The 14,701-nt window shown below is 39.7% G+C and carries 13 protein-coding genes and 1 pseudogene; 3 read left to right on the top strand and 11 right to left on the bottom strand.

The annotated features are described in order from the left end of the window. Nucleotides 1-5: 5 nt before the first annotated feature. From QUF86_RS11620 to QUF86_RS11600, 5 genes are all read right to left on the bottom strand, one after another. Nucleotides 6-701: a CoA transferase subunit A gene (locus QUF86_RS11620; protein WP_289315109.1), complete on the bottom strand. Its 696-nt coding sequence runs from the start codon at nucleotides 699-701 to the stop codon at nucleotides 6-8. A gap of 32 nt (nucleotides 702-733) precedes the next feature. Then, nucleotides 734-2,119 (bottom strand): GntP family permease, encoded by a 1,386-nt coding sequence (locus QUF86_RS11615; protein ID WP_289315108.1) that lies wholly within the window; start codon nucleotides 2,117-2,119, stop codon nucleotides 734-736. Nucleotides 2,120-2,916: 797 nt separating this feature from the next. After that, the gene (locus QUF86_RS11610) at nucleotides 2,917-4,587 is read right to left on the bottom strand and encodes a sigma-54 interaction domain-containing protein (protein WP_289334431.1); all 1,671 of its coding nucleotides are present in this window, start codon (nucleotides 4,585-4,587) and stop codon (nucleotides 2,917-2,919) included. Nucleotides 4,588-4,651: 64 nt separating this feature from the next. Next, nucleotides 4,652-5,827, bottom strand: coding sequence for an acetyl-CoA C-acetyltransferase (locus QUF86_RS11605; RefSeq protein ID WP_289334430.1), 1,176 nt, complete (start codon nucleotides 5,825-5,827; stop codon nucleotides 4,652-4,654). After that, nucleotides 5,824-6,771: a 3-hydroxyacyl-CoA dehydrogenase family protein gene (locus tag QUF86_RS11600; protein WP_289334429.1), complete on the bottom strand. Its 948-nt coding sequence runs from the start codon at nucleotides 6,769-6,771 to the stop codon at nucleotides 5,824-5,826. Before QUF86_RS11600 ends, QUF86_RS11605 begins: the two co-directional genes overlap by 4 nt. Before the next feature lie 253 nt (nucleotides 6,772-7,024). Between QUF86_RS11600 and QUF86_RS11595 the strand changes: the two genes are divergently transcribed. Continuing rightward, entirely contained in the window at nucleotides 7,025-7,801 is a 777-nt protein-coding gene (locus QUF86_RS11595) for a 3-hydroxybutyrate dehydrogenase (protein WP_289334428.1), read from the top strand. A 318-nt stretch (nucleotides 7,802-8,119) separates the two neighbouring features. Next, entirely contained in the window at nucleotides 8,120-8,959 is an 840-nt protein-coding gene (gene mleCBF / locus QUF86_RS11590) for a CBF family alpha/beta fold macrolide esterase (RefSeq protein ID WP_289334427.1), read from the top strand. A 97-nt stretch (nucleotides 8,960-9,056) separates the two neighbouring features. On the opposite strand, the gene QUF86_RS11585 is transcribed toward mleCBF, so the two are convergent. The 5 genes and pseudogenes from QUF86_RS11585 to QUF86_RS11565 form a co-directional block, all read right to left on the bottom strand. Next, nucleotides 9,057-9,575: a histidine phosphatase family protein gene (locus tag QUF86_RS11585; RefSeq protein ID WP_289315102.1), complete on the bottom strand. Its 519-nt coding sequence runs from the start codon at nucleotides 9,573-9,575 to the stop codon at nucleotides 9,057-9,059. A 192-nt stretch (nucleotides 9,576-9,767) separates the two neighbouring features. Beyond that, nucleotides 9,768-10,142, bottom strand: coding sequence for a hypothetical protein (locus tag QUF86_RS11580; RefSeq protein ID WP_289315101.1), 375 nt, complete (start codon nucleotides 10,140-10,142; stop codon nucleotides 9,768-9,770). Between the two features lie 663 nt (nucleotides 10,143-10,805). After that, nucleotides 10,806-11,342, bottom strand: a pseudogene (locus QUF86_RS11575) (DUF1572 domain-containing protein). A 51-nt stretch (nucleotides 11,343-11,393) separates the two neighbouring features. Further along, the gene (locus QUF86_RS11570) at nucleotides 11,394-12,140 is read right to left on the bottom strand and encodes a class I SAM-dependent methyltransferase (protein ID WP_289334426.1); all 747 of its coding nucleotides are present in this window, start codon (nucleotides 12,138-12,140) and stop codon (nucleotides 11,394-11,396) included. Between the two features lie 191 nt (nucleotides 12,141-12,331). Further along, nucleotides 12,332-13,204 carry an AraC family transcriptional regulator gene (locus QUF86_RS11565; RefSeq protein ID WP_289334425.1) on the bottom strand — a complete coding sequence of 291 codons (873 nt, stop codon included), beginning with the start codon at nucleotides 13,202-13,204 and terminating at the stop codon, nucleotides 12,332-12,334. Nucleotides 13,205-13,507: 303 nt separating this feature from the next. Here QUF86_RS11565 and QUF86_RS11560 point away from each other — a divergent pair, with 303 nt between their 5' ends. After that, on the top strand, nucleotides 13,508-13,687 hold the full coding sequence (locus QUF86_RS11560) for a small acid-soluble spore protein H (protein ID WP_054399815.1): 180 nt from the start codon (nucleotides 13,508-13,510) through the stop codon (nucleotides 13,685-13,687). Between the two features lie 248 nt (nucleotides 13,688-13,935). Here QUF86_RS11560 and QUF86_RS11555 read toward each other — a convergent pair whose 3' ends face one another. Continuing rightward, the gene (locus QUF86_RS11555) at nucleotides 13,936-14,448 is read right to left on the bottom strand and encodes a DUF3189 family protein (RefSeq protein WP_289315097.1); all 513 of its coding nucleotides are present in this window, start codon (nucleotides 14,446-14,448) and stop codon (nucleotides 13,936-13,938) included. Nucleotides 14,449-14,701 lie beyond the last annotated feature (253 nt).

Raw genomic sequence — 14,701 nt, 5'->3', positions numbered from 1 at the left:
CCTTTTTATGAGTTAGCAGTTGTAAGTTTTTCAATTCGTTTTTCATAACGGTTTCCTACAAGTACTTTTTGTACATAAACCCCTGAAGTATGAATTTCATCTGGATCGAGCTCTCCTGTGTTCACAAGCTCCTCCACTTCAACAATCGTGACTTTCCCCGCGGTGGCAACGACAGGGTTAAAGTTTCTTGCCGTTTTCCGATAGACGAGATTACCGAAATGATCTGCTTTCCAAGCTTTCACAAAGGAAAAATCTCCGACTATTCCTTTTTCCATAATGTATGTGCGACCATCAAACTCTTTATGTTCTTTACCTTTGGCGACTTCCGTTCCTACTCCAGTAGCTGTATAGAAGGCAGGGATTCCTGCTCCACCCGCTCTTAGACGCTCAGCAAGCGTTCCTTGGGGAACTAGCTCGACCTCCAGCTCTCCACTTAAAAATTGCTGCTCAAATAATTTATTTTCCCCTACATAAGAAGCAATCATTTTTTTGATTTGTCTATTTTCCAGCAAAAGACCTAGACCCCAATCATCGACTCCACAATTGTTGCTGACAATAGTCAAATCCTTTACACCTTTATCACGCAAAGCAAAAATCAGATTTTCTGGAATTCCGCTTAATCCGAACCCGCCAACGATAATCGTTGCTCCATCCTCGATTTGTTGAATAGCGCTTTCAAAAGATGTTAATAATTTACTCATTTTCCATCATCTCCATTCCTAATACTATTCTATTAAATAAATAGGGAAGTTGCAAAAGCAAGGATGAACACAGTCACTGTTTTCAAAATCGTGATCGCAAAGATATCCTTGTAGGATTGACGATGTGTCAGTCCTGTAATAGCAAGTAAAGTAATAACGGCACCGTTATGTGGAAGCGTATCCATTCCGCCAGATGCCATGGATGCAATTCGATGCAGCATTTCCGGGCTGATTCCAACACTTTGAGCCACCTGTAAATAGTGACCGCCCATTACTTCTAACGCAATCGAAAGTCCACCAGATGCAGATCCTGTAATCCCTGCCAGTACATTGACGGCAATAGCCTCCGATACGAGTGGATTACCGCTTGCATTGAACACCCAGTTTTGAATCACCGAGAATCCAGGAAGCGTCTTCACGACATTACCAAAACCAACTTCAGACGCGGTATTGAATATTGCAAGCAAAGATCCCATTGCAGCAGCTGTTAATCCACTTGCCAATTTGACCTTTATACGCCCAACATTCAGAAGCATCGCTGCAATAATACCGATTGTCAGTGCAACAATCAAAGACCAGGATGAAGTGACTGTGCTTACATCGGCAATATTGAAGGATTCCTTCAACATCGATGCATCATACCAGTGCTTAACCGAAATGGCACTGCGACTGAAAGCAAAATTAAACACTACTACAAGGACGAGCGGTACGATGGACAGCCAAAAGTTAGGCAGGTTTTGCTCTTCGGCACTTTCCGGTTCATTAATATGTCCTTCCCCGTAGCCTTCACCATTTGCCACCGCTTGTTTACGGCGACGTTCTAACCAGATCATTCCGCCAGTGAATACCATGATCGCGCCAATAATCCCCATTAATGGAGCTGCATAAGTATCTGTTCCGAAATAGTTCGTGGGAATGATATTTTGAATCTGTGGTGTTCCAGGAAGGGCATCCATCGTATAAGTGAATGCGCCTAATGCTATCGTTCCTGGCAATAATCGCTTTGGAATGTCTGCTTCTTTAAAAATTGCAGCTGCAAATGGATAAACGGCGAATGCCACAACAAACAGCGAAACCCCACCATATGTCAGCGCCGAACAAGCCAGCACTACAGCAAGAATAGCCTGCTTTGAACCTAGTGATTTTACGATGGTCTTGGCAATGGATGCTGCTGCACCGCTCATCTCCATGACCTTTCCAAATACGGCCCCTAATAAAAATATCGGGAAAAATGCTTTTACATAGTTAGCAGCAAACGTCATATATGTTTCTGTATAACTCGGCAGCAAATGCCCGCCAGATAAAATGACCGCCAATAACGTAACAATCGGCGCTATGATAATGACCGGATAGCCCCGATAGGCTAAAAAGATTAAAAGTCCTAAAGCCACTGCAATGGCTAAGATTTGAATCACCAATTTAATTCCCCCTTTTCTTTTCTCCCCTTGCCCCCAAATTATTTCGGAAGCCTTTAAGTAGAAACATTAATCTCCCTAAATTCCATATTTTTAATTTTTCCGCTTTCACCATCCAAACCTGCCTTCCCCAAGTCAAGCTGAATGATTTTACTAAGTGCTTCTCATTTATGAGAACGCTTTCAACAAACTGTTGAATTAAAAATCCCTTTTCATTTTACGTGGAAACACCATATAAAATGACAGATAGGCCATTCACTAAAGTATTTATGCAATTCTTGTGCCAACTTATCCTAACTTAAAAAAACATCATCTTTTAAAGCCTTTTCAAAGATTTTATCTCCCTTTTTATAAATTGTAAAAGCTGAAACCTCTTAAAACTGTCAAGGTTTCAATACACAAAAGTCATAAACCCCAAAAAAGTGTAAACCTTTTCTTACAACATTCAAATTCCCTCTTTTTTTGTGTACGGATTTCTTAACACACCCAAAGATTTACGGTGTAAAACATGCACAAATGTGTATCTATTCTTAAAGTATTAAAAAAGTACCCTTTGGCTAAAGGGCACTTCAGAATGTAGACAAACTCCATAATAATGATTTTTTGAGGATTTGTATAAATTGACCGTTGCGTTCAACTCCAGGCACTCGCTTTCCGCGGGCGGTCCGCCCTCGACGCCTTTGCGCCTGCGGGATCTCCCTTGGACGCGCTTTTCTAAGCAGGAGTTTCGCACACCCGTTCCAATCAATATTGTTTTAAAATTCAGAAAGAACCCTTTGCAAAAGGGTTCTTTTCTACAGTCATAAACCATATTTATTCATTTTTTCATACAGTGTTGTTCGGCTCACTCCGAGTCTCTTTGCCGTTTCTGATTTATTACCAGAAGTCATTTCCAAACATGAAACGATTGCAGACCGTTCAGTTTCATCCATTACTTCTGCCAAAGTGCGGATAGATACTGGTTCTTTATGTCCCGTTATTTCTTTAGGGAGATGCTTGGAACGTATCATTTCCTCTTCATCGACAATATTCAATGCACGTTCAATGATATTTTCCAACTCACGAATATTACCCGGCCATTTATAAAGGCGAAGGAGCCGTAATGCTTGATCACTCATGCCCTGTACGCGTTTTTTCATGAGGTTCTGATACTTTTCAACAAAATGATTTACCAGTATTTCAATGTCCTCCGGTCGCTCCCTTAAGGAAGGTACGTGGATTTGCATGACCTTTAACCGGTAATACATATCAAGTCGGAATTCCCCTTTCGAGACCATTTCCTCCAGATTACGGTTTGTTGCAGCGATTACCCGTACATCAATGGGAATGCTTCCTGTCGAGCCGACCCGTTCAATTTCTTTTTCTTGTAAAACACGTAGCAATTTCACTTGCATATGCAGTGGCAGCTCACCGATTTCATCCAGAAAAATCGTCCCGCCTTCAGCCGCTTCGAACTTACCTGCTTTTCCGCCTTTTTTTGCACCAGTGAAAGAACCCTCTTCATAGCCAAAAAGCTCTGACTCCAGCAGCTCTGCTGGGATGGCGGCACAGTTCACTTTGACAAACACACCCATGGCCCGTCTGCTGGCATTATGAATTGAATGCGCAAACAGTTCCTTACCCGTTCCGCTTTCACCCAATATCAACACATTTGAGTCGCTTTTAGCAGCAATTTTTGCTTGACCTTTTACTTCCATGAATTCTGGACTTCTTCCCATCAAATGATCAAACGTATAGGAGGCCTTATTTCTCTCGCGAAAATCGCCTTTGTACTTTTTCAGCTCTACTTCAAGTGAGTTTATCCGCTTGGAAAGAGCAGTGAACTGCCCGACATTCTTAAAAAGAATCTTCCCGACCGCTCCCATTAATTTACCTTGTTTCCGTATCGGGGAGCGTGTCGCAATTATATAATTATCTTTAATCTTCTGTAATTCAGCGACCTCTTGCTTTCCAGTTTTGGCGACCACATGCATACGGGTATTTTCAATGACATCCGTTACATGTCTCCCAATAGAGCTTTCCTGATCGACTCCAAGAAAATCCGCATAAGCGTGGCTCAGCATTTGGACATACCCTTCCGTATCGACCATCACCAAGCCATCATAGGCAAATTCGATGATATCTTTAAACAGAATTTCTTCATGATTATCGATATTAAGGAAATCACTTTTATTATTTGTAAACAATAGGAGATAAATCTGATATTCCTCATCAACCATTTGAACGATTGCTTTTCTGACAATCCCATTATTACCGTTCAAACGAATAGGAGTATTTACGTCTGGTATAAGGTTTTTTTCGATAATTAAATTTACTTGCAGGTCAAATTGATTCTCGGCAAAAGCCTCAGATAATACGCTATTGCATAAAACGATTTCTTTTTCGTTTTTCGTTACCAAAACCCCAAAAGGTAATTCTTCCAATATCGCTTTCACCAATTCCAATTGAACAGTTTTATTATCGCTGGCCATTCCCATTCTCCTTAACCGGTCTGAAGTTTCCCCCATTATATCATAGGAAATTGAGGCCAATGCATCAACGTTCCACAATCAGCGCAGTTCCCTGTCCTCCCCCGATACATAGGGTGGCAAGGCCGGTTTTTGCATCTCTGCGCTTCATTTCATACAACAATGTCACTAAGATGCGGGCACCAGATGCACCTACCGGGTGGCCCAGAGCAATTGCCCCGCCATTTACATTCACTTTTTCCGGATTCAATTCAAGGTCCTTCAGCACGGCAAGTGACTGGGCCGCAAAGGCTTCATTCACTTCCATCAAATCAATATCATCTATTGATAATCCCGCTTTTGCCAAAGCTTTTTTTGTCGCAGGCACTGGGCCGTATCCCATGATTTTCGGATCAAGCGCAGCGTTTCCATATGACTTAATTGTCGCTAACGTTTCCAGTCCCAGCTCGTCCGCTTTTTCTTTGGACATCAGGACCAACATCGCCCCACCATCATTGATTCCGGATGCATTTCCAGCCGTAACCGTTCCATTTTCCTTAAAAGCAGGACGCAGCTTCGTTAGCTGGTCTATCGTCAGCCCATGACGTGGGTGCTCATCTTGGTCTACCAAGATCGTCTTTCCTCTGCGTTTATATTCAACAGGTACGATTTCATCTGCAAATCTTCCTTCTAGCTGCGCCTTTTCAGCCTTCAATTGGCTATCTAAAGCAAATTCATCCTGCTTTTCCCGGCTGATGTCCCACTGCTCCGCAATATTCTCCGCAGTCACGCCCATATGATACTGATTGAAAACATCCGTTAAGGCATCATAGGTCATTGAATCCACTGCTTCGGCATTACCCATTTTCTGTCCAAAACGATAATTTGGAAGTAAATACGGGGCATTGCTCATGCTTTCAATCCCCCCAGCAAGAATCACATCGGCATCACCAAGGGCAATGAATTGCGCCCCCATTATTACCGTACGGAGGCCAGACCCGCAAAGTTTATTAACGGCCATAGCCGGCGTTGTTTCCGGAATCCCTGCATGAATCGCAACCTGACGTGCCACATTTTGCCCTAATCCAGCAGATAGAATATTTCCGATCAATACCTCATCGATCATATCAGCCGAGATATTTGCCCGCTTAATCGCTTCCTTTGCTGCCACAACTCCCAAGTCAACTGCTGAAACATTGGCAAGACTGCCTCCAAACGCACCTACTGGTGTTCTTGCTGCCCCTACTATCACTACTTCTCTCATAATACTTCCTCCTTCTCCATTTTTAATTTACCTAGTTTAATAAAATTACGGTCCCTCTCATTGATTTTCTGAGAAACGGTAGATTCCTCATATGTGAAAATCCCTTCACCCGACTTCGCCCCAAGCTTCCCCTTTTCGACCAAATCACGAATCAAAACAGGGGCTTCCTTACTCTGATCCAACACTGGTGAAACATTATCAAAAACACGCTGCCATGTATCCAGTCCGCCAAAATCGGCAATCTCGATTGGCCCTGTAAATGCCCATCGAAAACCTGGTCCTGCCGTTATCGCTGTATCAATATCCTCAGCATTGGCAACGCCCTCTTTTAATAGATAAAAGGCTTCCCGCATCAAGGCAGTCTGCAAACGGTTAGCAATGAATCCCGCTATTTCTTTTTTCAAGAGAATCGGAGACTTACCGATTTTACGCATCAAATCAAGTGTTGTCTTGACGACTTCCGGCTTTGTATCGTTATGCTGAACAACTTCAACCAAAGGAACCAAATGGCCAGGGTTAAAGAAATGCGTGATTACCATTCGGTCCGCAAACGAGGCCTCCTCCATCAATTGGGAAATCGGAAAGGTCGATGTATTTGAAGCTACAATTGCATCCGGTTTGATTATCTTCTCCAATTGCTGATAAAGATCCAACTTCAACCCGATGACTTCCGGAATGGCCTCAATGATAAAATCAGCATCCCTTATAGCCCCTTCCAAATCTACACTATATGTAATATTAGCTAAGGCACCTTGCTTTTCCCGATCAGTCAAAACCCCTTCTTCAATGAGCAATGCTAGATTCTCAGAGATTCGATTTTGGGCATATGATAGATACTCTTCCTTTATATCGTTGATGGTGACGGAATACCCGCTAACTGCAAATGATTGAGCGATTCCACTCCCCATTACACCTGAACCGATAATGGCTATTTTTTTAATCATCCAGATTCTCCTTTCTTATCCGTTTAAATTACCTGCCTTTACTCACCTTTTTATGTATGCAATATCTGTGCCAGCAAATTGGGTAAACAAAAATTCTTTTGTTATTTTGAAAATCATGATAGACTCTTACTCAATAACCTATACCATATTTTCATAACCTTCCCTTTATATTCCCTTCCCTAGTTAAATATCCCTGTTCACCAACTTAAAATGACAGACCTGGACCATTACATTTTTATTGGAGGAATGTAATATGGTTAAAGATAAAGTGGCGATAATTACCGGATCTGCCAGAGGAATTGGCTTTGAGATTGGAAAGATATTTGCTGAAAATGGCGCAAAGGTCGTTTTGTCCGACCTTGATCAAAACACTGTTGAAAAGGCTGCCTTGGACCTAAGGAACAAAGGCTTGGATGTTATCGGCTTAAAAGCAGACGTAACAAGTGAAGAAGATATTATCCAACTAATCAAACACGCTAAAGACAAATATGGAAGAATTGATATTTTCATTAATAACGCCGGCCTTCAACATGTTGCACCAATCGAAGAGTTTCCAACTGAAAAATTCGAACTGATGATCAAAATCATGCTGACCGCTCCATTCATCGCGATCAAGAACGTTTTGCCCATCATGAAAGAACAAGGCTTCGGCAGAATCATCAACATCTCTTCCATTAACGGGCTAATTGGATTCGCCAACAAAGCAGCTTACAATAGTGCAAAACACGGTGTAATCGGATTAACGAAAGTAGCCGCCTTGGAAAGCGCCTCTTCAGGCATAACCGTAAATGCCCTTTGCCCAGGATACGTGGACACACCTCTCGTCCGCGGTCAACTGGAGGACCTGGCAAAAACAAGGCAAGTACCGCTGGAAAGCGTTTTGGAAGAAGTCATCTATCCGCTCGTCCCACAAAACCGCTTGCTCGACGTAAGCGAAATTGCCGACTACGCCATTTTCCTTGCAAGCGACAAAGCAAGAGGCATCACCGGCCAGGCAGTTGTGTTAGATGGCGGGTATACAGCACAATAAAATACATCTTGCAAAAGAACAAAAGCCCGAATGAACGGCACCAAAAAGGTGCTCTTTTATTCGGGCTTTTCTGTATTCATGGAATAACATGGCAGTCTTTTCCTGAGGAAAAAATGTGGAAAATTTTGGTGGTAGAAAGGATTTCCCCATGTTACAGTAATATAGGGATACCTCCCCTTTTCACAAAAATAAAAGGAGGCCTCGTCATGATTATTAAGTGGGTTAGACTGCGATAATTAAAGGGGCAGGCCAATCATGCTCCGGAAAGAATTTATTGATCTGCGCAATTAGATAATATTTAATACGGAGGTAAAAAACATGAGTGAACAGATACTGAAAATAAATAAAGTCGATATATGTACGGAAAGCTTTGGAAACCCTAAGGACCCTGCTGTGCTTTTGATCATGGGGGCCATGTCTTCTTTAGACTGGTGGGATGAGGATTTCTGTCTCCGACTCGCTGGTCAGGGGAGGTTTGTCATTCGGTACGATCATCGGGATTTGGGACGATCGGCCGTTTATGAACCCGGTACTTCCAACTATACAATAACGGACATGGCTGACGATGCCGTGGGTGTCCTGGACGCTTATTCCATAAAGCAAGCTCATATCGTCGGAATGTCCCTAGGCGGTATGATCGGTCAGATTCTTGCCTTAAGATATCCGGAACGCGTATTTACGCTTACGCTAATTGCATCAAGTGTGTTCGGGACTGTGATGGAAAAACTGCCTCCAATGGACCAGACAATATTGGATCACCATGCGAAGAGTGCTTCCATCGATTGGTCAAATCGGGAGGCGGTCATCCCTTACCTTGCGGAAGGATGGAAAACATTAGCCGGTTCCAAACCTTATGAGCAGAAAAGAATGAGTAAGCTGGCGGAAAGAGAGTTTAATCGCGCCAAACAGCTACCGAGCAGATTTAATCATGCCATGCTGCAAGGCGGGGACACGTATTACGATAAAATGGGTGAGATCAGCGTACCTGTCGTCATTATTCATGGCACAGAAGATCCGGCCCTGTCATACGAGCACGGGCTTGCACTTGCGAAAGCCATCCCTCATGCAGAATTAGTGACTCTTGATGGATCAGGGCATGAGATTCATAGTGAAGATTGGGACAAAATTATAGATTCAGTTATAAAGCTTAGTTCGTGATAAAAGAATAAGTGGAAGATGACCCTAATAAAAGCCCAATTTCTCAGTGTTACAAACGAGAAATTGGGCTTCCTTTGTTATATAGTGCATACAAACGTTAATTCAAATGAGTGGTACTGTTTAAAAATCTAATAAGTTTATATGGATGTTCGGTATACTCAAGAAGATGAATGCCAGTATTATTGGAATTAAACCACACATCATCAATTTCGTGTGGCAATTGAAGAAAACTTTCAATCAGTTTTGTAATCATACCCCCGTGGGACACAACCGCAATCCTTTTATAGTTTGCACTGTTTTCTCTAAGATGGGAAAGTACATTTTGAGCTCGTAATCTAAAATCAGATTCACTCTCCCTATCTTGCATCTCTCGTAACTCATCCAAGAATGTTACTGGACATCTGATAGTATTGGATAAAGTTTCGGCAGTTTTACTGGCACGAATCAAGGTACTTGACCATATGAATTCCGGTGGAAACTCTTCTGAAACACGACGACACATTTTTTCTACTTGTTCCACGCCCTTAATAGTCAGCGGTAAATCTGTAGATCCTTCATAATTTTCTTCTAAAAAATCGTCTTCTGACTCACCATGTCGAATTAATAGTATCTGCAAGATAACACCTCAATTTTGTTTATTTATCCAAATCATTAATTCTATTCAACTTTAATAAAACCTTTAACAGAATAAAAACAGAGGCATCCGTTACAATTTAGACCTGCATGAATCTTGTTCGTTGCATAAGAGGAGCTTCTGATCAGCTCCTGGTAATGAAGTAAAGCATCCGTTAGTGAACAAGACTGAGTTTTACCGTGTATAATGTTCCCTAAAAATCAGTTTATATTTTGGCCTAAAATCAATTTCTATTGTTTGTTGGGAATCCTCATTCAGAACCGTTAAAAGTACACTTGAAAGTTCCCTTTTGTCTGCTGTAATCTCAAATTTGTCAACTCGTTTTAAATCCAAAAGTGATAACAATTTATTTGAAGTCGGTTGAGTTACTTGTATTTTTACTTCACCGTAAGATGGAGATAGTGTAACAATAAAGTCTTCCTCTCCATTAGAAAATTGATATGTTGCTTTATTATAATAAAATGGTAAACCTTTCTCAGTGGTATCAAATAATGTAGGTTCACACTCAAACAACGAAAGAAGATCGTCTTCATCCGGGAATACATTCACTCACCATCACCACCTTTCAACTCCCTATTTTAACATTTTCTTGTTGAGCTAAACTGCCCCGTTAGTTCTACAAGAAAATCAACATACCCTTTAACAGAGCTGGTTTAAAAAAATGTAATATATTTACACACAACCACTGGAACATCTGTTCTATTTATGTTATTATTATAAAAACAAAAAAAAGATTTGATCCTACCAAACGATTTGATCCGTAATTATAATTAAAGGTCGGTTGTATCCGCGGGCCTTACACGGTTGTACCGCTGAGCCGAGCCAATTGCTCTAGGGTGCCGGTAAAGACAGCTCCGAACTTCAGCTAACGCACCCATTAATTTGTTTAAACTTTAAAGGATTGAACCAAACATTCTTCATCAACGACAATTTTCTTTTTTTCTTCAAATCTCTATTTAGCTCACTCTCTTGATACCTGCTGCCGTACTCACGATTATTGCTTTGGTACTTACAAATCATACCCGGGTCGTTGTAAATGTGACCAAAACCTTATCAATTGTGCGAAATCAACTAACATTTTTGGTTGGGGCGATATTGTAATCGTATTAGAAGGAATAATGCGTGCAAATTCGACTTCTTATTCATAATGAAAAAGCTGCCTTACAGACAGCTCCTATCTTCAACGCACCAGTTAACTCAATAACGATTGATCTACTCTCGGTGTTTATCAAGCATTTGTTTTAAATATTCTTCAGATTTCCCCTTTGGTATACTGAGGCTTTCCCATTTATTGTTTTTTACTTGTTTACCAATATAAACAATTTGCCCCACATGATAAGAATAATGTGCCATTTGCCTCTCAATAGCCTCTAATACCAAATGACCTTCTCCACGAATATATATTTTTTTTAATAAATCTTGCTCACTTAAACCAGTTAATGTATCAATCAGGGTTTGCCAACCCTTTTCTCAAACAATTGTGAGCTCTGATTTTGAAGATATATCATCTGAAAATTCTTCGTCACGATTTCTATATTCCTTCTCTCCGTCTGTTGTTAAAAAGTCAGTCCACCTTGAAACCATATTTCCACTCAGATGCTTTACTATTATTGCGATACTATTTGACTCGTCATTATAAGCCCAATAGATTTCCTCTTCAGATAATTGGTTTATCGTTTTATCTCCAAGACTTTTTACACTTTTAAATCTTTCAATTACAATTTTTAAATATTCGTTTCCAATATTCATTATTCCGCCCCCACATTTTTTTTATAGAGCCTTCACAACTAAACTGCCAAGTTAGCTCCTATCCCAATTTCTTGATTTAATAATAATAAAAGATGGTCTCCGGTTTTCATTAATTAATTTCGGCATTTGCTCTAATCCAGCAGGGATTGATTGTGGTTCAATAATCTTTTCTATTACAAACCCATTATCTATAAGTGTATTTATTAAAGTTGAAATGGTTCTATGATATATAATCACACCGTCAATATACCAATGTTGTTCCCTTTTTCCTTCTTCCTGATAATTATCCAATGCCCAATGTAATTTAACCCCTTCATTATCGTGAATCCAATTATCCATCTCTTTTCGAGCTGTAACTATCGGATGTTCAGTTGAAAAGATAAATTCACCGTTCTTTTTTAATAATCCATTAATCTTCTTAATTAGGTTTGGGTAATCTTCTATGTAATGAATAGCCAAAGAACTTATGATTAAGTCAAATTTTTGATTCGGTAGATCCAGGTCTTCTATTGGTATACACATATAATCTATTTTCTCGTGATTGTTATCTTTTTTCGCCTGTTCAATCATATTTCTTGAAATATCTACACCTAAAACTTTCGAAGCACCGTTTTCTATACAATAACTTGAAAAATGACCAGTTCCACAACCTAAATCTAATATTGATTTTCCCTTAAGGTTTGAAATGGTAGATTTAATTGATGGCTGTTCGACAAAATCATTATAGGTAACACCACTCTCACGTAACGACGTATATTCATTAAAGAAAATCTGATTATCATAAATATTTTGTTTCATTCATTTCCTCCTCCTGTTCTAGCAATAATCTATTAATATTAATTCCCGGAACATATTAAAAAGACCTCTTTTGCTTAGTCCTGCCACCGATAGTTCCATAATAAAAAAGCTGCCTAAGGCAGCTACGATCCCCAGCTAAAAATAAATAAGAGCTGTCGAAACAGCTCTTCGGATAAATCTTACGCCTATGCTTACTTTTTCAAAACGGGAATCCAGATTTCACTTCGAAATGTTGGTGAGGTTACATCTTTATTTTCGTTCCAAAGGATTTCCGGCCCTTCGATTTGTTCATAGTTAGAGGATGGAAACCATTCGGAATAAATACGTCCCCATACATTTTGCAGTGTTTCAGGAAAAGGTCCGACTGCTTCGAATACCGCCCATGTAGATGCATCAACTTCAAGCTGTGTTAAGTTATCTGGACATTCCTTCGTTGTAGCTGCGCCTATATAATGATCAAGCTCCCCTTTTTCCTCCAGCCTGCCTTCGGAAAAGTTCGCAGATGCACTAAGCAGTCCTGTTGGCTCGACATTCGAAAGGTCTTTAAGTTCATTTATCGTTTTCTCGTCTAAACTTTGCCACATGGATGCAATCTCTGGATTAACCCCGTTAAAAATGATCGGAACTCTTTTTTTAATTCCAATAATGCGAAACGCCTCTTTTTCTTCAATTCGGTAGTTCATTTCGCTGCCTCCTTTAATGGATAATTGGAAGGACATCGGTGGAAAGGCTTTAAGTGAATGGCCATTACTTCTCGCTTCTGATGGTGTGATACCATGCAAATGTTGAAACGCCCTTGTAAAAGAGTCCGGTGAGCTGTACCCGTACTTTATCGCTATATCAATGACCTTTATGGTGTTATCTTTAAGCTCAAACGCCGCAAGCGTAAGTCGTCTTCGGCGGATATACTCGGATAGGGAAATACCTGCCAGGAAGGAAAACATCCTTTTAAAATGATATTCCGAACAATAAGCTAGCCTTGCAACTTCTTTAAAGTCAATTTCATTCGTAAGATTGTCTTCAATGAATTTAATGGCACCATTCATATTTTTGAGCAAATCCATTCAATGACCTCCCTTATATCAACAGAATAGCAGGAGTTGAAACTAATCATCCGACTTTCTGTGCACGATTATGCAGGGTATAATCCTACTTCAGCTAAACTTCAGTTAGTTTAAGTACAAGCCCTCACAATCTTTTATAGACTTTCAATAAAAAAGCAACCTTTTAACTCGATTCTCAGCTAACGCACCAGTTAGTTAAGTACGGGGGTAAGGGATTCTTGCAAGCATTTAATTACAACAGGTATATCTAAGTAATTAGAAACAAATATTATACATGTTGCAAGTCCAAAGGAGGTGGCTAAAATGAACGCACAACGAGCGGAAGAAATTGCTTCTTCACCAAATATGGTTACTGTAACCTATAATGAGGAAAGTATCTACATTGAGCATGTGGATGAACAAAATGGAACGGCTACAATCCATCCCCTTGATGATCCAAATAAAAAACAAAGTGTTTCTGTAACCAGCTTACAAGAGCAGTAATTTCCTCGATTCAATAATAAACCTCCACTTTCGGGTGGTGGTTTATTGTTCGGTTCAATTCAATTACCATCTTATTAATTAATCTATCCCCTATGCATCCGTTAGATGAACAAGCACCACCTCTTCTATAGCACATATTCATCAAAAGCGTAACAAAAAAAGCCAACATCAATTGTTGACTTAATATATATATCGACATTCGAATTCCTATGGGCTAAGCAATCTTTTACTAACAGAGATAAACATTATTACTTATATATTTCATTTTCCAATATAATCACTTTTTCCCCATTCGCTGCTTTCCCTATTTGTTTCGTATTTTCAACCAACCGAAAAATATTATCACAGCATTGTTTGGTACCTATAACTAATAATGGTACACCTATAAAATCAATTTTTAATGCTCTTGATAAATATCCCCCTATGGACATAGCAATAGGTACAGTTGGTGATGTATTGGAGAATACTATTTTTTCGTTAAAATGAAATTTCTCTTCTAGGAGTAAAGTCAATTCTTTTAATGCTGGAACAACAAGTTTGTCTCTTTTATGTCCAATTGTATAAACTGAGTCGCCATCCTCATCGGTCCCGCGAAAAATCAGCTTTCCAAAATCTTCTTTCGTTAATTTATTAAAATATTTTACATTTAATATTTCTTCCGAAGTTAATTTTCTTTCCGATTGAGGTAATTGTTTTAAATGATATGCGGCAGCCAAAGACGTGGTATGTGTACCCCCATAATCATTATAGATATACATCATGATATCATCCCTAATAGTTTTATTTAATACTATTATGGTCAGATAATCCATTTCCAATTCGGTTGATTATTTTAGCTTTTATTACACTTTTTGTAGCAAATGCGACATACTCTCCTCTACAACTAAACTGCCCCATTAGTTTTATAAATAGAAAACATATTCCCCACATATTTTAGGGAAATATATCGAATTAAGTAATATTCTCTTGATTCACATAATTAAGTTGTCTTAACTATAAACACGACCTTTTTGC

It is taken from the genome of Peribacillus sp. NJ11, from assembly GCF_030348405.1.
GTDB lineage: Bacteria > Bacillota > Bacilli > Bacillales > DSM-1321 > Peribacillus.
Note: the sequence above shows the minus strand (reverse complement) of the source record. Positions and strands in the feature narration are given on the sequence as shown.